Source organism: uncultured Methanobrevibacter sp., from assembly GCF_947170395.1.
Lineage (GTDB): Archaea > Methanobacteriota > Methanobacteria > Methanobacteriales > Methanobacteriaceae > Methanocatella.
The window spans coordinates 1-22,316 of sequence record NZ_CAMVTE010000035.1 but is presented as its reverse complement, the minus strand read 5'-3'; the positions used below and the strand labels follow the sequence as shown (position 1 = coordinate 22,316).

General features: G+C 35.3%; 21 protein-coding genes and 1 tRNA gene. 11 read left to right on the top strand and 11 right to left on the bottom strand.

Translation table 11 applies throughout. The annotated features are described in order from the left end of the window. From Q0W04_RS08985 to Q0W04_RS08970, 4 genes are all read left to right on the top strand, one after another. Nucleotides 1-1,394 (top strand): formylmethanofuran dehydrogenase subunit A (locus Q0W04_RS08985; protein WP_298502300.1); only part of this gene is annotated, 1,394 nt, incomplete at its 5' end. A 2-nt stretch (nt 1,395-1,396) separates the two neighbouring features. Continuing rightward, nucleotides 1,397-2,272 (top strand): formylmethanofuran dehydrogenase subunit C, encoded by an 876-nt coding sequence (locus tag Q0W04_RS08980; protein ID WP_298502297.1) that lies wholly within the window; start codon nt 1,397-1,399, stop codon nt 2,270-2,272. A 44-nt stretch (nt 2,273-2,316) separates the two neighbouring features. Then, nucleotides 2,317-2,607, top strand: coding sequence for a DUF2097 domain-containing protein (locus Q0W04_RS08975; RefSeq protein WP_298502294.1), 291 nt, complete (start codon nt 2,317-2,319; stop codon nt 2,605-2,607). Nucleotides 2,608-2,729: 122 nt separating this feature from the next. After that, nucleotides 2,730-3,020, top strand: coding sequence for a DUF2097 domain-containing protein (locus Q0W04_RS08970; protein ID WP_298502292.1), 291 nt, complete (start codon nt 2,730-2,732; stop codon nt 3,018-3,020). On the opposite strand, the gene Q0W04_RS08965 is transcribed toward Q0W04_RS08970, so the two are convergent. The 5 genes from Q0W04_RS08965 to Q0W04_RS08945 form a co-directional block, all read right to left on the bottom strand. Continuing rightward, the gene (locus Q0W04_RS08965) at nt 3,021-4,703 is read right to left on the bottom strand and encodes a DUF128 domain-containing protein (RefSeq protein ID WP_298502289.1); all 1,683 of its coding nucleotides are present in this window, start codon (nt 4,701-4,703) and stop codon (nt 3,021-3,023) included. Between the two features lie 67 nt (nt 4,704-4,770). Then, nucleotides 4,771-6,126, bottom strand: coding sequence for a type I glutamate--ammonia ligase (glnA, locus tag Q0W04_RS08960; RefSeq protein ID WP_298502286.1), 1,356 nt, complete (start codon nt 6,124-6,126; stop codon nt 4,771-4,773). Between the two features lie 261 nt (nt 6,127-6,387). Beyond that, nucleotides 6,388-7,122: a HesA/MoeB/ThiF family protein gene (locus tag Q0W04_RS08955; protein ID WP_298502284.1), complete on the bottom strand. Its 735-nt coding sequence runs from the start codon at nt 7,120-7,122 to the stop codon at nt 6,388-6,390. Nucleotides 7,123-7,129: 7 nt separating this feature from the next. Then, nucleotides 7,130-8,299, bottom strand: coding sequence for an aldo/keto reductase (locus tag Q0W04_RS08950; protein WP_298502280.1), 1,170 nt, complete (start codon nt 8,297-8,299; stop codon nt 7,130-7,132). Nucleotides 8,300-8,405: 106 nt separating this feature from the next. Beyond that, nucleotides 8,406-8,515, bottom strand: a tRNA-Met gene (locus Q0W04_RS08945). 148 nt (nt 8,516-8,663) lie between these two features. Here Q0W04_RS08945 and Q0W04_RS08940 point away from each other — a divergent pair. Both Q0W04_RS08940 and Q0W04_RS08935 read left to right on the top strand, forming a co-directional pair. Continuing rightward, nucleotides 8,664-9,914 (top strand): adenosylhomocysteinase, encoded by a 1,251-nt coding sequence (locus Q0W04_RS08940; protein WP_298502277.1) that lies wholly within the window; start codon nt 8,664-8,666, stop codon nt 9,912-9,914. A 25-nt stretch (nt 9,915-9,939) separates the two neighbouring features. Continuing rightward, on the top strand, nt 9,940-10,590 hold the full coding sequence (locus tag Q0W04_RS08935; protein ID WP_298502274.1) for a DUF2119 domain-containing protein: 651 nt from the start codon (nt 9,940-9,942) through the stop codon (nt 10,588-10,590). On the opposite strand, the gene fen is transcribed toward Q0W04_RS08935, so the two are convergent. Genes fen through cyaB form a run of 6 tightly spaced genes read right to left on the bottom strand, consistent with a single transcriptional unit; the run spans nt 10,587 to nt 15,743 of the window. Further along, complete coding sequence (fen, locus tag Q0W04_RS08930) at nt 10,587-11,570, bottom strand: flap endonuclease-1 (RefSeq protein ID WP_298502273.1); 984 nt, start codon at nt 11,568-11,570, stop codon at nt 10,587-10,589. The two genes, Q0W04_RS08935 and fen, sit on opposite strands and share 4 nt — an antisense overlap. A gap of 8 nt (nt 11,571-11,578) precedes the next feature. After that, nucleotides 11,579-12,139: a chorismate pyruvate-lyase family protein gene (locus Q0W04_RS08925; RefSeq protein WP_298502270.1), complete on the bottom strand. Its 561-nt coding sequence runs from the start codon at nt 12,137-12,139 to the stop codon at nt 11,579-11,581. Nucleotides 12,140-12,149: 10 nt separating this feature from the next. Beyond that, on the bottom strand, nt 12,150-12,713 hold the full coding sequence (locus Q0W04_RS08920; RefSeq protein ID WP_298502267.1) for a chorismate lyase: 564 nt from the start codon (nt 12,711-12,713) through the stop codon (nt 12,150-12,152). Between the two features lie 8 nt (nt 12,714-12,721). Continuing rightward, nucleotides 12,722-13,975 carry a homoaconitase large subunit gene (hacA, locus tag Q0W04_RS08915; RefSeq protein ID WP_298502264.1) on the bottom strand — a complete coding sequence of 418 codons (1,254 nt, stop codon included), beginning with the start codon at nt 13,973-13,975 and terminating at the stop codon, nt 12,722-12,724. Between the two features lie 9 nt (nt 13,976-13,984). Beyond that, nucleotides 13,985-15,148, bottom strand: a complete 1,164-nt coding sequence (locus Q0W04_RS08910; protein WP_298502261.1) for a homocitrate synthase family protein — start codon at nt 15,146-15,148, stop codon at nt 13,985-13,987. A gap of 55 nt (nt 15,149-15,203) precedes the next feature. After that, nucleotides 15,204-15,743: a class IV adenylate cyclase gene (gene cyaB, locus Q0W04_RS08905; RefSeq protein WP_298502258.1), complete on the bottom strand. Its 540-nt coding sequence runs from the start codon at nt 15,741-15,743 to the stop codon at nt 15,204-15,206. 476 nt (nt 15,744-16,219) lie between these two features. On the opposite strand from cyaB, the gene Q0W04_RS08900 reads away from it, so the two are divergent. From Q0W04_RS08900 to Q0W04_RS08880, 5 genes are all read left to right on the top strand, one after another. Continuing rightward, nucleotides 16,220-16,765, top strand: coding sequence for a TATA-box-binding protein (locus tag Q0W04_RS08900; RefSeq protein WP_292785350.1), 546 nt, complete (start codon nt 16,220-16,222; stop codon nt 16,763-16,765). Nucleotides 16,766-16,778: 13 nt separating this feature from the next. Beyond that, the gene (gene serB / locus Q0W04_RS08895) at nt 16,779-18,509 is read left to right on the top strand and encodes a phosphoserine phosphatase SerB (RefSeq protein WP_298502254.1); all 1,731 of its coding nucleotides are present in this window, start codon (nt 16,779-16,781) and stop codon (nt 18,507-18,509) included. A gap of 40 nt (nt 18,510-18,549) precedes the next feature. Beyond that, nucleotides 18,550-18,726: a hypothetical protein gene (locus Q0W04_RS08890; RefSeq protein ID WP_298502251.1), complete on the top strand. Its 177-nt coding sequence runs from the start codon at nt 18,550-18,552 to the stop codon at nt 18,724-18,726. Nucleotides 18,727-18,921: 195 nt separating this feature from the next. Continuing rightward, complete coding sequence (topA, locus tag Q0W04_RS08885; RefSeq protein ID WP_298502248.1) at nt 18,922-21,081, top strand: DNA topoisomerase I; 2,160 nt, start codon at nt 18,922-18,924, stop codon at nt 21,079-21,081. Between the two features lie 17 nt (nt 21,082-21,098). Next, nucleotides 21,099-22,094 (top strand): acyltransferase, encoded by a 996-nt coding sequence (locus tag Q0W04_RS08880; RefSeq protein WP_298502246.1) that lies wholly within the window; start codon nt 21,099-21,101, stop codon nt 22,092-22,094. Nucleotides 22,095-22,316: the final 222 nt, after the last annotated feature.

Genomic DNA, 22,316 nt, shown 5'->3' with positions numbered 1-22,316 from the left:
GATTAGGTTACGGTACTGTTGTAGAAGCAGCTATGCCTCCTCTTGAAGCAAAACATACTCACGAAGAAATTGCAACTATTCCACAATTGGATATTCCAGCTTTACCATTATTCGGTAACAACTGGTTTGTAATGGAATATGCAAAAGATAACAATATTGAAGACATTGCAGCATTTATTGCAGCATGGTTAAAAATCTCAAAAGGTTACGGTGTAAAAATTGTAAACCCATGTGGAAGTGAAGCATGGGGATGGGGTATGAACGTACACGGTTTCAATGATAAAGCACCATACTTCGATGTAACTTCCAAAGAAGTTGTAATCGCTTTAGCAAAAGCTAACGAAATGTTAAACTTGCCTCACTCTATACACATTCACCCTAACGACTTAGGTCACCCAGGTAACGTACCTACAACCTTGCAAACCATGGATGCTATGGACGGCATTAAAAAAGGTAAAGGCGCTGCTGAAATCAGAGACCAAGTCATGCACATGACTCACTTGCAATTCCACTCTTACTTAGGTAACAGTTGGAAAGATGTAACATCCGGTGCTGAAGAAGTAGCTAAACATTTCAACAAAAAAGACAACATTACCTGTGATATCGGTCAAGTAACTTTCGACGAAACCACTACAATGACTGCAGATGCTCCTATGGAATACGACTTATTCAGATTATCTGGTCTTAAATGGACCAACAAAGATATCGAATGTGAAACTGCAGCAGGTATCATTCCATGTATTTACTCCAAGAAAAGTCCTGTTAGTACCTTACAATGGGCTATCGGTCTTGAATTGTTCTTGTTAATTGAAGATCCATGGAGAGTATGTTTAACTACTGACCACCCTAACGCAGGACCATTTACCAGATATCCTAGAATTATCTCCTGGTTGATGAGTAATGAGAAAAGGTTAGACATGTGTGAAAACGAAGTTCACAAATGGGTTAACAAAAGAACTCTTCTCCCAACTCTTGAAAGAGAATACGATTTCTACGATATTGCAACTATTACAAGAGCTGCTCCAGCTAAAATCTACGGATTCACCGATAAAGGTGCTCTTACTCCTGGATACAGAGCAGACATTGCAGTATACGACATAAATCCTAATGAAATTGACCCATCCAAACAGCCTGATGAAATCGAAAAAGGTTTCAACGTAGCTGAATACACTATTAAAGATGGTCAAATTTTAGTTAAAGATAAAGAAATTGTTAAAGTTAAAGAAAGTCAAAACGTTTGGGTTAACGTAAAAGGATGGGAACAACAAGAACAAAAAGTTATCGACAACATTATGCCGTTCTTCACCCAATACTACTCAGTTAAATGGGAAAACTATCCAGTACACGACCACTATGTATCTAACCCAATAAGAATAGATGTTGATGGTAAATAGGGGTGTTTAGTTTGAAAACAATAACTTTTGATCAAATAAAAACTTCTTCAATCGCTTTAGAATTCGATGAATTAATTCCTGATGAAATTTATTCATGGACCGAAGCTGATTTCGCAAAATACCAAGTCCCTATAGGAAACTCCAGATTCCCAATTACAGATTTCTTTGAAATCACTGTAGAAGGTGAAGCTAACGGACCTGGTGAAGTAGAAATGATTCTCAACGGTGATTTAAACAGAGTTAAATACATCGGTTGTAAAATGAGTGATGGAAACATCGTATGTAACAGCAGTGTAGATTTACACGTTGGTGCTGAAATGTCTGGTGGATCCATTCTCGTTAAAGGTGATGCAGCTGCTCACGCTGGAAGAGAAATGTCTGGTGGATACCTTGAAATCGAAGGAAATACCAAAGAATTCACTGGTGCTTCTTACATTGGTGAATGGAGAGGTATGACCGGAGGACAAATCGTTGTAGGCGGTAACGCTGGAAAACAATGTGGTGAATGTTTAACTGGTGGAAGAATTCACGTTAAAGGTAACTGTGATATCTTAGCTGGTATTCACATGACCAAAGGTTTAATTGAAATTGACGGTGACGTAAACCGTTGGCCTGGTGGTCAAATGAAAAACGGTAACATTGTTATCCACGGATTCCTTGGAAGATTACTCGAAGGATTCGTTCTTAATGGTATCGTAGTAGATCCTGAAATTGAAGGATCTGTCTTTGAAGGTAAATATATCCACTATACTGGAGATATTGGTCTTAACGGTAAAGGTAACCTTTACTTGGATGCTGAAGCTAACAAAGAAAAATTAGCTACTTACGGCGAATTAGACGACGAATATACTTCAATCAGAGAATACAGGAATTTATAATTCCTTCTCTTTTTTTCTTTTTTTTAAAAAATTAAGGCGATATTATGGTAAAAGAAGTTGAAATGACCTTTGATGAAGTAGTTGAGTTTGTAAGAAATAATGTTTATGTTGGAGATGTTTTTGAAATTTCTTATAATCGTATTTTTGCTCCCGGTGAAGTGTTAGGAATCACTGAGGAGGATGATGTGACTGGCGAAGGTCTTAGAGTTGGTTTACAGTTAACCGGTGAAATTTTAAATCAGTCCGTTGAAGTTGACTTGCATGAGATTGCCGATGACTTATTGGAAATACGCCATATTCATGATGGTGATGAAACAGTCATCGAAGTTTTATAATTCTCTTTTTTATTTATTATTTTTTTTGTTTGGTTTTTCAGCGAAAATTAATTTTGTTCGATATTATACAAACAAGTTTATATATGATGACATATAATTATATGTTAGTGAGGTTGATTGTCATGAAAGAATTAGAATTAACCACAAAAGAAGCCGTAAATTACTTAAAAGAAAATGTAAAAATGCATGATGGAATTGAAATTTCTTATAATAGGGTTTTTGCAGAAGGTGAAGTCTTAAATGTAGATTTTTCTGAATATTATGGCAAACCAGGCTTTAAATTATTAATTTCTTTAGATGAAAGTGATTTAGGTTCTGTTATTGAACTTGATGTTTATGAATTTGAAGAAGATATCATTGAATTTGTCCATTACCCTAAAAATGGTGAAGAAGTGGAAGTAACTGTAATTTAGTTACAATCTGTCCATTTCTTCAAATGGAATTAATTTTTCAATAGCTTTGACTTCGATATCTATTCCGTTTTCTTTTATTGCACCGATGGTATTAAGTCCGCTTCCGGCCACAATACCGAAGTTGTAGTTATCCGCTTTTGCATTGTATGTTACTTCTCTAGGTTTTCCTATTTTATAAATTGAAAATCCTGTACTTTTTAAAATTTCGAGTAAATAAACTGCGTGGTCACGTGCAATGTATGGAACTTCCTTAAAACTGGCCAATATTTTTTTAGTTCCAATGTTTGGTGATATTGAAGTCATATTTTTTGATAAAAATATTTTATGAGGGTCTATTGTTGTACCATTATATGATATCAAATCAATGAATAATGGCGGTTCAGTTAACTCAAGTAACCCTCCGTAAATAGGATTTGACATTATCCCATTGTTTATTAACAATCCGTCAATACTTAAACTGCAAATGGTGGCGATGCCCAGTTTATCTTCATCAGTTGGATGGTTTACAAGATTATAATAAGGATTAATGTATTTTGGATTTGAGTTGTAGGTTTCTGCCATTATGTTTAAAGCAGCATCTAAATCATCTTCATTAATGTAAGATACATTGGCAATAATGTCTCCTTTTCTTTTTTCAACATCAAAATTAACCTGTTGAATTAAATTCCAGGATTTTGAAAGTAGGAATGGTATTTTTTGCTGGTTATTATCTTTTATTTGTGTAAGTGTTTTGTTAATTGTGGATGTAATCGGTGCCAATGTTTTAAAATCTATGATTTCTTCTGCGATTTTTATGTCAATTTCTTCTCCCAACTCTTTTATTGCGCAAAATGGAGTTACTCCTCCAACAATTGTTATTCCAACCATTCCTTCAGGTACATGTACTCCTAAAGTATCTTTGCCTTCTTCAGAAATGTTTATTATTCCGCCGATGCCTATTTTATTCAGTTGGCTAATAATGTCAATGGCTTTTTTTCTGCCGATTCCAGGAATTAATCTGAAGTTTGCAGGAATCATTCCACTGCCTTTTGTAATCACGTCCAAAACTGATGTTTGGTTGGTGTTTGAAAATGCGTCAAGGGGAGTTACGGATGTTTTCTTATATGATATTAGTTCTGTAAATTTTATGGGATGGAAGTCTTCAATTTTTAGAAGTCCGCCGTATTCGGGTTGTGAAGGAATTCCCTCATTTAAAAGTATGCCGTCGATAGTTGTTCCGCATAATGCAGTCACTTCAATTTCATCTTTGTTTCCAACTCTGTTTAAATTAACGTAAGGACTTACACAAAGACCACTTTCAATAATATCTTTCATTATATTGATTGACTCTTCATTATAAACGGTTGATGTATTGACAACCACATTTCCGCTTTGTGTCATATAGTTAAAGTCAGCCAAATATATCATTTCTTCAAATTTTGAATGGATAAAATCAACCTGATCATAAATCAGTCCCTTTTCCAATTTTTCACGGCCGAGGTCTGTAATCTGTCTTCCGGAATAACCCATTCTTTCGGTATATCCCTTTTCATCCAATATTTGCATATGATATCTGACTGCACGTTCACCCAAGTTAAATCCTTTGTTTCTTAACTCATCAGCTATCAATTTGGAGCCTGTTGGTTTATCTTGGGCACTAAGTATTCTCAGTATCTCTATCATTCTGTGTTCGGACTCTGACATGGCAATACTCCATATTCCAAATTTAATCAGCTAATTAAATTTCAAAATAAAAAAGTAATATTTAGATTTAGATATCTAAATATTTTCTTTGTTCGTATCCGAATACTTGAACACGGTATTCGTCCCATTCTTGATATTTGAGCTCTAAGAATTTTTCTGAAATGTGGTCTCCTAAAGCACCTAATATAAGTGGGTCTTCTTCAAGAGAATGGTAAGCTTCCCATAGACTGGATGGTAAGACTTTAATTCCTTTTGCTTCTCTTTCTTCTTCAGTCATTGTGTAGATATTCTCTTCTATTGGGTCGCCCGGATCAATCTTGTTTTGAATACCGTCAATACCGGCTTCCAGCATTACTGCAAATGCTAAGTATGGATTACATGCTGGGTCAGGTGATCTGTATTCAATACGGGTTGCTTTACCACGTGCTGCAGGAACTCTGATTAAAGCAGATCTGTTTTTAAGGCCGTATGCTCTGTATACTGGAGCTTCGTAACCGGGTACTAAACGTTTGTATGAATTTACAATAGGGTTTGTAATTGCAGTTACTGCAGGAGCGTGTTTTAATAGTCCGCCCATGAAATGAAGAGCATCTTTTGAAAGGCCGTTTTCTGAGTCGGGATCTGAAAATAAGTTTTTATCACCTTTAAACACTGACTGGTGACAGTGCATTCCACTACCGTTAACGCCAAAGAACGGTTTAGGCATGAATGTTACTCTGTAGTCCATTTGGTCAAATGTAGCCATATTATCTACAATAGCTTTGATAGCCTGTTTGAATGTAATTACTGCATCTGCAGTTTTTAGTGCATCTTTGAATTTAAATGCAATTTCGTTTTGACCAGGGGCAACCTCGTGGTGGGAAGCTTCTACTTCAAAATCAAGTTCTTCTAAGTTTAGGGTTAATTCTCTTCTGAAGTCTGGTCCTTTGTCCAATGGTTCAACATCAAAGTAGCCTGCTTCATCGTATGGCATTGGGTATCCGTTTTCATCAATGTCCACAATAAAGAATTCCGGTTCTGGACCGATGTTGTATTGAAGGCCCATTTTTCCAATTTTTGCCAATGATTTTTTAAGAACGCTTCTTGGGTCCCCAACAAACGGTTCATGTTCTGGAGTCCATACATCACAGATAAATCTGCATACAGCGGATTCCTCAGGTCTCCAGGATAGTCTGGAGTATGTGTTGATGTCCGGTTTTAAAACAAGGTCACTTTCATTGATTCCAACAAATCCTGCTATTGAGGATCCGTCAAATAACATTCCTTCATTAAATAAATCTTCCATATCTTCTTTATTGAATGGAATAACAATATTTTTAACAGTACCGTTGATATCAACAAATTGCAGACGAATAAATTTAATGTTGTCTTCTACCATTTGTTCGATAACTCTTTCCATTTTTTCTTCGTTAATGTCGCTCATAGAATCATGCTCCAATAATCTTAAATTAATTATTGAGTTAATAAAAATTAGTCGGAAAATATATTCCTACTTAAAAATATATTCCATATTATTGTATATAAATGTTTTGAAAAAAATAGTAATTAATATCCATTATCTAAATTTTCATATATTAATGTATAATTATTTTGTGTTTTAATAGATATTATAATATTAATTTTAAAAAACAATAGTATTTTGTTTAAATTTGGATAAAAAATAAATTGCAATTTGATTTTTTGTTTAGATTTCCTCAATGCAAAATGATGCAAAGTCCAACAAATCAAATGTTAATATTTTTGGTGCGACAGTGACTTTGCCTATGCCTGTGATAATTTTAAAGGCTTCCATTGCTTCAAGACAGCCAACCAAATTTGGGGTTGGTCCAATGACTGGTGGAACTCCTGAGGTAAGGCTGTTCAGCTCGTCAATAACTTCTTTGCTGAGGTCTTTACCGGCTGAAGGCAGGTTGAACATTTCTTCATAACTTATTGTATTTGCTAAAAAAACACTAACCTGGCCCAATGTTCCATGAATGGCGCCATGAACAAAGGGAATGGATTTGTCCCTTGCAAGTCTTGTGGTGATTACTCGGGTTATGATGTTATCCAGAGCATCAACAACGATATCTGAATCGGAAATGATTTTTTCAATGTTTGTTGCATCCGCATGTTCATTAAAATTAGTTACTTTGACATTCGGATTAATTGATTTAACCTTTTTGGCTGCAATATCACTTTTGGACTGACCAATGTTGTCTGCGGTTGCAAAAGTTTGTCTGTTGAGATTTGAAACGTCAAATGAATCTTCATCAACCAAAACAAGTTCTCCAATACCCATTCTTGCAAGCATTTCAATGGTTTGGCCTCCAATTCCACCGCAGCCGATAACTGTAATTTTTGCATTTTTGAATTTTTCCTGTTCCTCTTTTGTAACCAGGCTCATTTGTCGAGTTAAGATTTCCCAATAGTCCATCATTTCACCATTAAAAGTGGTCAAACTCACTTCCAAAGTATTCGTAAACTTTTTGAAGCTCTTCTGGAATGTTTAACATTTGAGTACAGAAGGGTATACATTTTTCACATTGTATACAGCTGTCCGCTCTTGAATCTTCATCGATTAATGAGAAATATTGCATTGCGCTGGCTTTAGGATCTCTCATCATTTGGGCTATGTTGTATTCAGTTAAGCAGTTAATGATGTCCACCCCTTCCGGACAAGGCATGCAATAGCCGCATCTTGTACAGTCGTTTCCATTGGATGAATTTCTGTATTCCCTTGCAACTTCTCTTATGATTTCCTGATCATATTCGTTGATGATATCTTCAGTTGAAGCGATTCTGACATTATCTTTAACCTGTTCCATGGAACTCATACCGCTTAAGACGCAATCAACATCATCACGATTCCATAGGTATTGAAATGCCCATTCGACAGGTGTTCTTTTAACTTCCGCTATTTCCCACCATGCCTTTACTTCCTCGGGAATATTATTTACCAGTCTGCCTCCGCGCAACGGTTCCATAATCATGCTTCCAACATTAAGTTCTTTGAGATAATTAAGACCCATAATGCCTGACTGATAGTATTCGTCAAGGTAATTCATTTGTGTCAGAGCAACTTCCCATTTAGGGTATTCATCCAATATTTCGATTAAATAGTCAACTTCAATATGTGATGAAAATCCGACATGTTTCACTTTGCCTGAGCTGAGACAATCATCCAAAAAGTCCAAAACGTTCAAATCCCTAACTTTGGTCCAATCAGGTACGGTCAGTGAGTGCAACAGGTATATGTCGATATAGTCGGTTTGCAGCTTTTCAAGCTGTTCATCAAGGAATCTGTTAAAGTCTTCTTCCTTTTCCACTGCCCAGCTGGGGGATTTGGTTGACAGTATAATGTCATCTCTATAGTTGTTTTCACTTAAAAAATTGCCTAAAAATCGTTCACTGTTTCCGCTTCCGGATAATGTTGCATTATGGTATGGATAAGCGGTGTCAATAAGATTTATTCCATTTTCAATCCCATAAGTGAGCATTTCAGTTGCTTCTTCTTCAACAATCTGGTCATTGGAACCTTTTGTTGGAAGCCTCATAGTTCCAAAGCCCAGTCTTGAAACTTTCAGGTTTGTTTTTCCAAGGGTATTATATAACATTTCCAACTCCTCAATAATATTTTAATTAGCGGAATATAAAATTGTTATGTTTTGAAAAAGAAGATTTTAAAAAATAGTTTGGATGGTAAATTCCTGGGATATAGGATGCCGGGGGCGGGATTCGAACCCGCGATCTCACGGTATCCCAGGAATAAGTCAGAGCACTGCTTTATTACCCTATGAGCCGTGCGCTCTAACCAGCTGAGCCACCCCGGCATCTAACAAATATATTTATTTTTATCATTACATTTAAAGTTTTTGTTTTTTTTCAATATTTGGTATTTTTTTTAAAATTTTGAGATATATTTAATAACTTGTAATCATATAATTATATTATTAATAATTATTATCATGGTGATTTATTATGAGTAAAGTTAAGGACATGTCACTTGCACCTGAAGGTGTTAGAAAAATCGAATGGGTTCAAAAACACATGCCTGTTTTGGAATCTATTAAAGCTGAATATGAAGAAACTCAACCTTTTAAAGGCATTACTATTGGGTCCTGTTTGCATTTAGAGCCTAAAACCATTAATTTAGGTTTGACTTTGATGGCAGGTGGAGCTGAAGTTGCAATGACTGGTTGTAACCCATTGTCCACCCATGACGATGCAGTTGCAGGAGCAGCTGATTTGGGCCTAAACGTTTACGGTTGGAGAGAACAAGATGATGAGGAATATTACCAAACCATTAATATGGTGCTTGACCACAAACCGGACATAATCATTGATGACGGAGCAGACATGATTATGGTTCTTCACAATGAAAGAACAGAGTTATTAAGCCACATTAAAGGGGCTTGTGAAGAAACCACAACTGGTGTTCACAGATTACAAGCTATGCATGCTGACGGAGCACTAAAATTCCCAGTAATTGCTGTAAACGATGCTTACACTAAATATTTATTTGATAACAGATATGGTACCGGTCAGTCAAGTTTCGATGCAATTATGGGAACAACCAATATGGTTATTGCAGGAAAAACTGTAGTCGTATGCGGATACGGATGGTGTGGTCGTGGACTAGCACTCAGAGCAGCTGGTTTAGGTGCCGATGTCATCGTTACAGAAGTAGATCCAATCAGAGCACTTGAAGCAAGAATGGATGGATACCGTGTCATGACCATCAGAGAAGCAGTAAAACAGGCTGACTTAATCATAACCGTAACCGGTAATGCTGATATTATTTGTGGTGATGACTTCAAATACATGAAAGACGGATGTATGCTTGCAAACTCCGGACATTTCAATGTAGAAATCAACCGTCCTGATTTGGAAGCGATTTCAACAGAAGTAAAAGAAGTGCGTGAAAGTATTGAAGAGTTCACCACTAAAGACGGTAGAAAAATCTATCTTTTAGCTGATGGTCGTTTGGTAAACTTATCTGCAGCTCGTGGACAAGGACACCCTGCTGAAATCATGGACATGAGTTTTGCTGTACAGGCATTGTCAGCCAAACACATTCTTGAAAACGATTTGCCTGTTGGTGTAACCAAAGCACCTGATGAAATCGACTACAATGTCGCCAGCATGAAACTAAAAGCAATGGGCATTGAAATCGACTCACTAACAGACAAACAAAAAGCTTATATGGCAAACTGGCAAGAAGGAACATAGATTCCTTCCAATTTTTTCTTTTTTTATGTCTTATTTTAGATATATTGACAATGGCGAGGGCCCTACCAAATTATTCATTGGTGGAGTTCATGGAAATGAGGGTGCCACTTCTTTAAGATTCATTGAGAAAATCGATGTTGACGATTTATCGCCGGGACAGTTCTATTTTTATAATTTTGATAAATCAGAGTATATTTCAACAATTAAAAAAGAATATTATGATTCTGAGGTTGGCAAGAAGATTTTAAATCTGATTGAATATTTTGAACCAGACTTTTACACAGAACTTCACTGCTATAATCTTAGGAATTATGAAAAATTGACTTCAATGGAGAGGTATAGAAAAACTGGTGTTCCTCCTTTGATTAAATTGGGAAATCATGTTCTGGTATCATCGGTTTCACCATTGATTAGAATGACATACTTTTCAACAGAAACTGTCTGTAAAACATTGGAGTTTCCCTGCTTTGAAAAGTTAACTCCTGAAATTGTTGAAAAATATGATTTTAATGAGGATTTGGCTATTCAAACTTACGTTAAACTTCTAAAACTTATTTTAAAATCTCCCTCCCGTGAACATTTTGAAAGGCAAATGTTAATAGATTATGCTCCTCAGGTTGATTTGGCTGTTAAATATGCAAAAAAAGTGTTTGGTGAGGATTTCCCACCTTATTAAAACCATGCATCAAGGCTTCCCTGGGATGAACTTAAATTTTTAAGCTTATCTGAGGCTTTGGTTACACGATCTTCGGAAAAACCATGTTCATAGCATAAAAATTCGATTAGTTTATCCTGTTTTGGCTTTTCCCATTTAATTTTATAATCGGTATTGACATTGTGGTTTAAAAATAGTTCTCTTACTTCATCCAAATCATGGGTTGATTGCTGTTGGAGTTCAGCAAGTTTTTCTTTGAGTTGGCCTTTTTTGGCTAATTTAAGAGCAGTTTTTGCGCCAACTCCTTTAAGGCCTTCACAAAAATCGGTTCCAATAAGAATTCCCATGTCAATTAGTTCTTCACGGGTTATATCCAATTCTCTTAAAACCCTGTTCAACTCATAATATTCTAAGTTGCCTAAGTTTGAACTTACTGCCAGATTTCTAACTACTCTTTTTGCTCCAAAAAGTAGACAGTCATAGTCCTGTGAAGCTACTGCATATGCATCTCCTTTTTGGACAAGATATGCTGCCTGCGCTTCGCCTTCTCCTTTAGCTTCAACGTAAGGTATTCCCATTAGGGTCAGTAATTTTTTGGATGATTCAATGATTTCAGGAGATAATTTAGAGGATCTCATTGCAAATTTACGTGCTTTTTCGGTGTCTCCCTCTTTAAGGGCTTCTTTATAGATTTTTTCAGATTCTTCTCTTATCTCTCTTCTTTTGGCTTGAGTGTCACTTTTAAGTTCAGAAGACCTTCCGTCAAAAACATAAATAGGCTTTATGTCCTTTTCAACCATTGAAGAATTTCTGTATAATATTCCGCTTAAATGAGAAGTAATATTTCCGTTCTCATCAGTTAACGGCCTTCCATCTCTTTGTCTTATTGTTGATAAGAACTGATATAAGGTGTTGAATGCGTCAATGGATACTGCTCTTCCTTCCAGGTCTTTAAATGTAATTGATTCAGGTTCGATAATGTCTTTTAACTTAACACCCATACTATCACTTATTCTTTAAAATAACTTATAGGGTATGCTTCTTTTGCCCATATAACAACATTTTTCTTGTGGATAAGCACATATTCACGTACCAATAAGTCTTCATTAGTGTGGAATAGATTTGTTATTGTTGCTGTAGGTTTTCTAACATCGATGTTTTTAATTTTGGTTATTGTTTCAATTTCATGTTCCAGCAGGATTCTGCCGGTTGTTTGTTTTTCGCTAAGCAATTTTTCAACAACGGTATTGCTGCATCTGTCTTTTGGAATGTAAGTCAGTCCGTAAATTAGTGGACGGCCGTTTTTGTGTATAATGACCTCCCTTATGTCCACTTCATCGCCAACATCTATTTCAAGCTTTTCAGCAATGTCTTCATCTGCTTTTTCAATCTTCTGTTCCAATACAAATAATCCTACATCACCGTATAAAACATCTAAAAGTGTAACAACCTGCCCTTCTATTGCACATAATATTTTCTGCGGTGTTGAGAGTTTTATATCGTACTCCTCTTCAATCTCTTTTATTCTTGCCCTAATTTTTTGCGATAATGTTTCGCTTTCAGAACTCATTTTAGCACCTCTAAATTTGTGTAAAATGGCTTACTGGGAAGACTTCTTTAATCCACATTAAAATAGCATCAGAATTGATAATTACATATTCTCTTGCCAACATGTCCTCGTCAGTTTCGAATATTTCTTTCAATCTATCGTTCGGCTTTTCAATGTAAATTTCATTGATTTCCCTTCTTGATTCAATATCATAGTTCTTTAAGATTCTGCCGATAGGAATGTCTGCTCTGATTAAATCGGAACAGATTCCATCATTGCATCTGGATAATGGAATGTGTGAGATTGCATATATCAGGGGTTTGCCGTCCTTGTGCATTATAACTTCTCTGAAGTTAATTTTCTCACCTGTTGGCACATTAACCAGTTTTGCATGAGGCTGATCGGCTTCTTCGATGTGTTGATCTATTGTTTTAAGTGTGATTTTCCCATATAAAACATCCAATATTGCGGTAATTGATCCGTCTGTTGTTAAAAGAATTTTTTGCGTGTTTGAAAATGTTGTATTGTATTCTTTTTCAACATCACCTATCTTATCAATAAGTGCTCTATTTGCTTCGTTTTTATCTTTTGCCATTTAAATCACTATAAATCTTTTGGATTTGTAATAACTCCGGTAATTGCAGATGCTGCAACTACTTTTGAGTTAGATAAGTATACTGATGAAGCAGGGTCTCCCATCCTGCCTTTGAAATTCCTGTTTGTAGTGGATATGCATGATTCTCCTTCTGATAACACTCCCATATGTCCTCCGAGACATGGTCCGCAACCAGGATTGCAGATAATTGCTCCTGCATCGATGAATGTGTCAATGTAGCCCAAATGCATGGCCTGTTTATAGATTTCCCTTGAAGCAGGCAGTATCAGTAATCTTATTGAATCATCGATTTTATTATCTTTTAAGATTTCGGCGGCATCTTTCAGGTCGGATAGTCTTCCATTGGTGCATGAACCTATTAGACATTGGTCAATTGAGGTCCCTTCAATTTCTGAGATGTTGCAGACATTATCAACATCATTTGGACAGGCTATTTGTGGTTCCATATCTGTAATGTCAAAGTGAAGTTCCTTTGAGTATTCGGCATCACTGTCCGATTTGACAATGTTCAGTTCGGACTCTTTTTTGCCGGTTCTTTTGCAGATATAATCGATAACTTCTTTGTTAGGTTCCATTATTCCGTTTTTGGCACCCATTTCAATTGCCATATTGCACATTGTCGCCCTTCCTTCAACACCCATGTTCTCTATGGTCTGCCCACAGAACTCGGCAGTCTTGTAGGTTGCACCGGCAATTCCAATTTCTCCAATGATATTTAATATGATGTCTTTAGGTGCAATGTAGGAGTTCAAATCTCCTTCAACGGTCATTTTGATGGCTTCTGGAACCATAAACCAGGTTTTGCCTGTTGCCCAAACCATTGCAAGGTCAGTTGCACCCATTCCTGTCGAAAATGCTCCAAAAGCACCATAGGTACAGGTATGTGAATCAGCACCAACAATAACCTTTCCAGGTTCCACCAGTCCCATTTCAGGAACTACCTGGTGGCAGATGCCCTCTCCATGAATATAATTTTTTGTGATATTTTGAGTTTTAATAAAATTTCTGCAAACCTTTTGAAACTCGGCAGATCCGATGGTATTTGCAGGGATGTTGTGATCAAAGATAATAGCAATCTTTTCTGAGTCCCATACCTTATCGGCCAGTTTTTCAAAAGTTTTAATTGCAGGAGGAGATGTTCCGTCATGTGACATGGCAAGGTCAACCGGAATTTCAATTATCTCTCCAGGTGTTACCTCATGGCCTGCTTTTGCAGATAATATTTTTTCAGTAATATTCATAAATATAACCTATTTTTTAGTCTTTTTAACGATTTCCTTAAATACCTGATCGTTAATGTATTTTCCTTCTTCTCTTGACTTTTTAACCTGTCTTACGATTTCGATAAGTTCATCATCGGTCACATCAAGTTCGCATTCATTCAATTTGGCCCTTACAGCTCTGCACCCAGAGTGTTTTCCCAAAACAAGCTGTCTTTTCTGACCAACAAGTTCAGGAACATAAGGTTCGTAACATAACGGCTCTTCAATAACTGCATCAACATGAATTCCGGATTCGTGTCTGAACACGTTATTTCCTACAACAGGTTTATTGTATGGAACTTCCAAACCACTTGCTTTTGAAACGATATCGGATAATTCTTTAATGTATTTTGTCTTAAAGCCATAATCCTTTCCATATAATATTTTTAATGCCATTACAAGCTCTTCTAGGGATGCATTACCTGCTCTTTCACCAAGTCCGTTGACTGTAGTTGAAATGCCTCTTGCACCTGCCAGAACTCCTGTAATTGAGTTTATAACTGCAAGACCGAAGTCATTGTGGCAGTGAAGCGCAAGCATAACTTTCAGGTCTTTTACAAGCTCGCTGACTAAGTATTTAATCCCTTCGGGTGTAATAGCACCTGTGGTGTCTGCAATATGTACTCTGTCAGCACCGCATTCCTCTGCCTTTGAATATATTCTTTTTAAAAAGTCAATATCTGTTCTTGTAGCGTCTTCTGCTGAAAATGCCACATATAATCCATGATCTTTAGCATAATCCACAGCTGTTTCACAGAGGTTTATTGCATCCTGGCGTGTAATATGCATCTTATGGTCTAAGTGAATGTCTGAAGTCCCGACAAATGTAATGATTCCGTCTACATCACAGTCAAGTGCAACGTCAATATCTCCAGGTTTTGTTCTTGTAAGTGCAATAATGTCTGCATTCAATCCTTCACTCGCTATTGCTTTAACGGTTTCCTTTTCTTTTTCTGAAACAATCGGAAAACCAGCTTCAATTTGATGAATTTTGAATTGATCAAGCTTTCTGGCTATTTCTAACTTCTCATCAAAACTAAAACAAACACCGGGAGTTTGTTCGCCGTCTCTAAGGGTTGTATCATATATTATTAAATCATCAGGAAATTTCAGTTCTGATTCTTTGTTATAATGACTTATAAAATATTGCAAAATATCACTTCGTTATGTAATTATAATATAATTATATATTATTATTGTTATATTATTATAAGTTTTCTAAAAGTTCCAAATATGATGTTCTCTCAAAACCATCTGTGATGCCAATATGTTCAAATAATTTGAAGATTTTATTTTGGGCATCACTATAATCCTGCCCATCTTCCAGAGCGATTTCTATTTCCATATAGGGGTCAAGGCCTTCGATATCATCCAGTGAGATTTCAAAGTTTTTGTAGGCGTAATACTGACGGTTTTTTCTAACAGTTCTTACTTTTTTAAATCCGATTGCTTCAAAAATATCTGAACACTGCTGGGAGTTGGTAATGCCCATTTCTATTTCTTTTCTGGTTTTTGATTTTTTATCTATTTTAGGACCTTTGTATGTGATAAAGATATTTATTTTTTCATCTTCTTTTGTGGTTCTGATTCTCAATGCTTCATCTGTTTTTGCAAAATCAACAACTGGGCTGTTAAAGTATATATCTTCCTGGAATTCTTTTTTGGTTTTAACAGCACCAATTTGTTTGAGTTTTTGCTCGATTTCTTTGAAACTTTTAATTTTTGCTTTCACTTCAACTTCAATCATATTATCTAGTAATATATATTGATTTTTTAAGTTAAATATTAGTCGATTGTATATTATTTTGAGTAATTTTTTGTTATGAAATCTAAATTTCATCTGTTTTCAATTCAATTATTTGGCTTGACTTTAATTGATTGTAGGTGTCATTTTAATTGTAATTTAAATCATAGCTTAATACTCTATTGAAATATTATTAAAAAATTAATGTCATTATCTATTTTTCATGAATTAATACTAAAAAGTAGTAACATTTATAAATAACTATTATCTTATTAGTTCTAAACATTTGATATATAAATATTCGGTATTTCTGAAATTTAATTATTTTTAATTTTTTTCAATTTTTTGATGTCATTTATATATAAACAAAACTTTATATAGTATTTAAATAAAATATTTATTATAGTAAAAATTTAATACATTTTTTTTGTTTTCTTAAATTTTACTAACTACTTTTAATAACTTATGGAGGTTTTAAATTGACCGATGTTGATATAAAAATTGAAAACATTGTTGCTTCTGCAAGCATTGGTAAAGACATAGTTCTTACTGAAGTGTCCCAAGCTTTAGAAGGGGTTAATTTTAATCGTGAACAGTTTCCGGGATTAGTATTTAAACTTAAAGATCCTAAAACAGCAGCATTAATTTTTAGCTCTGGTAAGCTTGTTTGTACTGGAGCAAAATCTATAGATGATTCCAAATTGGCAATCAAAAAAACTGTAGATTTAATGAGGACTGTCGATACAGACATTCCGGAAGAATTTGAAATCAAAATTCAAAACATTGTGGCTTCTGCAAACTTGGAATCCACATTAAACTTGGAAGCAGTAGCTTTAGAACTTGAGGATACAGAATACGAACCTGAACAATTCCCAGGTTTAGTATACAGATTATCTGATCCTAAAGTTGTTTTATTATTGTTTGGTTCTGGTAAAGTTGTATGTACTGGAGCTAAAACACGTAGCGACGCTAAATTGGGCGTCGAAAGAGCTTACGATAGATTAAGTGAGCTAGATTTAATATAATTTGGTGGTATTATTGATTAAACTTGTAGTATTTGACTTAGATAACGTTATTATTGATGGTGAAGCGATAGATGAGATAGGAAAATTAGCAAATGTTGAAGAGGACATAGCTGCAATTACTGAAAAAGCTATGCAAGGTGAAATAGACTTTGAAACTTCTATTAAAGACAGAGTACAACTTCTCGAAGGAACTTCCATTGAAGATATTGAGAAAGTTGCTGATGATCTTCCTTTAATGGCTGGTGCGGAAAAAACCATCAATTGTTTAAAAGAAAAAGATGTTGATGTAGCTATCATTAGTGGTAGTTTTGATGTAGTAGCTGAGAAAGTAAAAGATAAACTTGGAGTAGAGACAGTTTATACTAATAGTTTCACAGTCGAAGATGGTAAATTAACTGGTGAAGTGACTGGTCCTTTAGTATCTGGTTCCAAATTAGATGTATTAAAAGACCATGTTGAAGAAGCAGGAATTACTTTGGATGAAGTAGTTGCTGTTGGAGATGGCGCTAACGACATTTCCATGATTGAATCAGCAGGTTGCGGAATTGCATTCAATGCAAAAGATTCTGTAAAAGAAATTGCTGATGTTGTAGTAGAAGAAAAAGACTTGTGCAAAGTCTTGTGTGAAATTCTTAATCAATTAACCACTGAAGAAGAAACTGAAACTGTTGACGACGAAGAAGCTGTTGAAGAAGAAGCAGAAGAAACTGCTTCTGAAGAAGTGGCTGAAGAAGCTACCGAAGAAGAAGTAGTTGAAGAAGCTGAAGTTGAAGAAGAACCTGCTGAAGATGCTGAAGCAGAAGAAGCTACTGAAGATGCTGCTGAAAAAGTAGCTGAAGATGCTGAAGCTAAAGAAGAAAAAACTGAAGGCAAAAAAGATAAAAAAGAACTTCCTAAATCTGATTTTGTTCTCGCTGACACTATGGAAGGTGTAAGAAAACAAAAAGATGAAAAAGAAGCTGAAATCTCCAAAGTTGCTGAAGAAAGGGAAGAATTCAACAAAATAGCTAAAGAACAACGTAAAATCCGTGATGAATTAAACGCATCATTAAAAGAAAACTTAAATAAAGCTATTGAATTCAGAAACGAGCGTAATGAAATCAACAAAGAAGTTGAAGCTGCTAAAAAAGCTCGTAACGAAGCTAATAACAAAATCAAAAATCTCGAATGGTCTTCAGGTAAACGCGATAAAATCAAAATAGAAAATGAAATCAAAAAGATTGATAAAATCATTGAAACTCGCGTTTTAGACATCAAAAAAGAAAATCAACTTGTTAAAAATGCAAATGATTTAAGAAAACAGTTAATGGAAATTCATGAAGATGAATCCGTAAAAACTGAAGCTCAAGAACTTAAAAAATTATCTGAAGAAGAGCACGAAAAAGTTATTACTCTTTCCGAAAAAGCTCAAGAAGCTCACGAAGAAATGCTTACTTACTTCAGAAAAACCGACGACATTAGAACCGCAGCTGACGAAGCTCACAAAAAATTCATCGAAGCACGTAAAAACGCTTCCGCTAAACATGAAGAATTTAAAGCTATCTTAAGCGACATCCATGTTATCAACAAAAAATTAGGTTCCAACAAACCTAAGAAAAGGAAATCCGATAACAAAGGCGGTGCTGGTGCTAACAAAAACCGTGAAGAAAAAGAAAGAGCTGAAGAAATCTTTGCTAAATTTAAACAAGGTGGAAAAGTTTCCACTGAAGAGATTTTACTCTTGCAAAAATATAATATAGGTTAAATTTTTTAACCTCTATTTTTTTATTTTTTAAGGTAATATTATGTCTGAAGAGATAATCGAAACTTGTTTTATTTGCGGTCAAAAATTCGACATGGCCAAGGCTGATTTAGCTTATTACAGAAATGGCAAATATCCTATTTGTGATTTTTGTGCTGATTTTTACCGTTTTTACAATGAAGATATGGATGCTAAAGACATATCTCCTAAAAAAGAATAATTTTACTTTTTTTATTTAATAAGTAATTTTTGAATTCATGCAAAATACAAAACAAATCTTGTTGAAATATTGGAAAATGAATAATGAAATTCCATTTTTCAGTCATTTTTTTTCAATTTTTGTCAATAGAAATATTTTTATATTATTAATTTTATTAAAATAATTTATTAAAAAATTTGGTTGGGGAGTACATTAATGCATGAAGTAATCATTTGCGAAAAACCTAGTTCTGCTGAAAAAATAGCTAAAGCATTGTCACCAGGTGCTAAAAAGAAAGTATACAATAAGAAAGTTAAATATTGGGAACTTACAAGGGATTCTAAAGACATTACTGTTGTTTCCGGTGTTGGTCATTTATATTCATTGGTACCTGAAAAGTCAAAAAGGTATAATATTGCTTTTGATCTTCATTGGGCTCCTTCTCATGAGGTTAATAAAAGCAGTGCATTTACCCGTGATTACCTAAGAGCAATTAAAAAGGTGGGAAAAAATGCAGACTCATACATTCATGCCTGCGATTACGATGTGGAAGGTACTTTAATAGGATACAATGCTCTGAAATACGCATGCGGTGAAGATTCTCTAAACAAATCATCAAGGATGAAGTTTTCCACACTGACAAAAAAGGACATCATCGATGCCTATGAAAACAGGATAGACATTGATATGCATCAGGTGGATAACGGTATTGCCCGCCATATCCTTGATTATTACTTCGGAATGAACATTTCAATAGCCCTTTCCAACTCAGTTAGAAAAACCAAACACAGATTTCTGAAATTGTCAGTTGGAAGAGTTCAAACACCAACCCTGTCCATTTTAGTCAAACGTGAAAAGGAAATTAGGGAATTTGTTCCCGAGCCTTATTGGGTTATAAGAGCCATTCTAGACTTTGAAGACATTGAAATTAAGCATGTCGCAGGCAATATCTTTGACAGGGAGCTTGCAGAAGAGATTTTCAACAAGTGCAACGGCAAGGGTGCGACCGTTGATGAAATCAAATTCACAGAATCCAAAACAAAAACACCTGTTCCATTTAATTTAAGCGGTCTTCAGGCTGAAGCATATAGTGTTTTTGGATTTTCACCTAAACGAACTCAGGTTGCTGCTCAAAACCTTTATAGTGCAGGTTATACTTCCTATCCACGTACTTCATCTCAGAAATTGCCTGAAAGTTTAGGTTTTGATAATATTTTCAGACAGCTTGCTGCAAATCCGGAGTTCAAAAAGCATATTGACCAGCTTCCGTCCAAGCTTAAACCTCACAACGGAAGAAAAGATGATGCTGCTCACCCTCCAATCCATCCGACAGGAATTTTACCTAACAAACTGAACAGCGATGAACAGAAGATTTACAATTTAATCGTTTACCGATTCATTGCAGTATTTTTCGAAGCTGCCAAATTCGAGACAATGAGCACAACCCTGGACATTGAAGGCGAAAAGTTCCGCTTCAAACGCAGAAGGGTTACCCACAAAGGATGGATGGAACACTATCCATTTAAAAAGATTGATGATGAAAAGTTCCCTGATGTTGAGGAAGGGGATGTTATGAGCGTTAAAGAATTGATTTCCGATGAAAAGGAAACTAAACCTCCTGCACGTTATAATCAGGCTTCATTAATCAAGGAACTTGAAAAGAAAAATCTTGGAACCAAGGCTACTCGTGCAGACATCATCGATAAGCTGTATGACAGAAAATATATAGACGGAACAAAAATTGAGGTAAACCAGCTTGGTGAAAACCTGATAGACACTTTAAACACCTACTGTAATAACTTGACTTCCGAAGAGCTTACCAGAGATTTGGAAAACAAGCTTGAAGGTATCAATCAGGACAAAACCACCAAGGAAAGCGTAATCGATGAAGGAGAAAAGGACGTTAAGGAAATTTTAAAAGACATTGACAAGAACATCAAGGGAATCGGATCAAAACTTTACGAAGCGTATCAGGCAAGTAACATTGTCGGTGACTGCAGCTGCGGAGGAAAACTCGTTAAAAGATCCGGACGTTATGGAAGCTTTGTCGGATGTACAAACTATCCTGACTGCAAGGTCACATATTCCCTTCCAAGAAATGCTCATGTTCTTAAAACTGTCTGTGAAAAATGCGGCCTTCCAATGATTGTCGCCGGAAAAGGCAAAAACAGACAGGAAATGTGTCTTGACCCTGACTGCGGAAAAGAAAAAAACACTAAGGTTCATGACCCAAAAGTCGTTGGGGAGTGTCCTAAATGTGGAAAAGATTTATTAAAACGTTCCGGAAGATTTGGGGACTTTGTAGGATGCAGCGGATTTCCGAAGTGCAATTTCACATGTTCCTTTGCGGAACTTGAAAGCAAGCTGAAACAATAATTTGAGGATTGGGGAAAATGGCAACAAAAAAGGAAAGAATATTTTATTATGATTTTTTAAGGGCATTTGCTATAATTGCCGTTTTGATATGTCATGTTGATATGTTTTTCGGACCTTTGGTCACTCCTTTTGAGGTCATCTCCCAAATGACTTTCCACGATATAGGAAGGATAGGTGTTCCCATATTCTTAATGATTAGTGGGGCGCTGCTTTTGAACAGGGATTATGAACTGTCCGATTTTTTAAAGAGAAGATTTACCAGAATCATTTATCCGTTCATATTTTGGATTATTATCATAGTTGCAGGAATTATTTTTACAACAGGCCAATATTCCTTTGCCTGGAACACTTTCATTGGAAATCCTTCAATTACATGGTATTTCTGGATGCTTTTGGGAATTTATCTTTTCATTCCAATAATCAACGCATTCATTAAGATGTATGGTGACGATGCATTGAAGTATTTCCTCATAATCTGGTTTGCAACAATGATTCTAAAGACATTAGGAGTTTATCCGTTGTTTCCTGACTTTAATTTGGATTATTTTGCAGGTTATGTGGGATATCCCGTATTGGGTTACTATTTGGATAAAAAGGAATTTAAACTATCTGATAAAAAAATGTGCATCATAGGATTTGTAGTTCTGATAATATCCCTTGCGGCATTTGTCTATTGCGATTATACAGAGTTAAGTTATGTCAGTTCAATTTATCTAAATGTCATCATGGTATTCATGGGTAGCGGAATGTATCTGTTTGTCAGGTATCTTGATAGGATTACTTCATTTAAACACATCAAAAATAACATTATCGGATCAATAATAGTTTCAATAAGTCTTTACAGTTACGGAATGTACTTTTCACATGTGATTGCTCTTAAGCTTTTGGTAAAATTCAATCCGCACTCCACTTTACTGTTCCCGGTTATGTTTGCTCTGGTAATTTTCCTTTCATGGCTAATGCCATATGTTGTCAGCAAAATTCCATATCTTAAAAAATTCAGCGGTGCTTAATGTATTTTTTGAGCTATTGAACCATTGGGCTGGCAAACCGATATAATATAAGTTAACCATAATTGATTTTTATTAAATAATTTATGAGATTTAATTATGGGGATAAACCGGCAATATAAATTATTTTTTTTAAAAATTTGATTTTTCAAAGACTTTACCTCAATAAGGGCCACGTTGAAATCCTATGATTTTTTCAGTTGAAATTGCACATCGATGATTTTA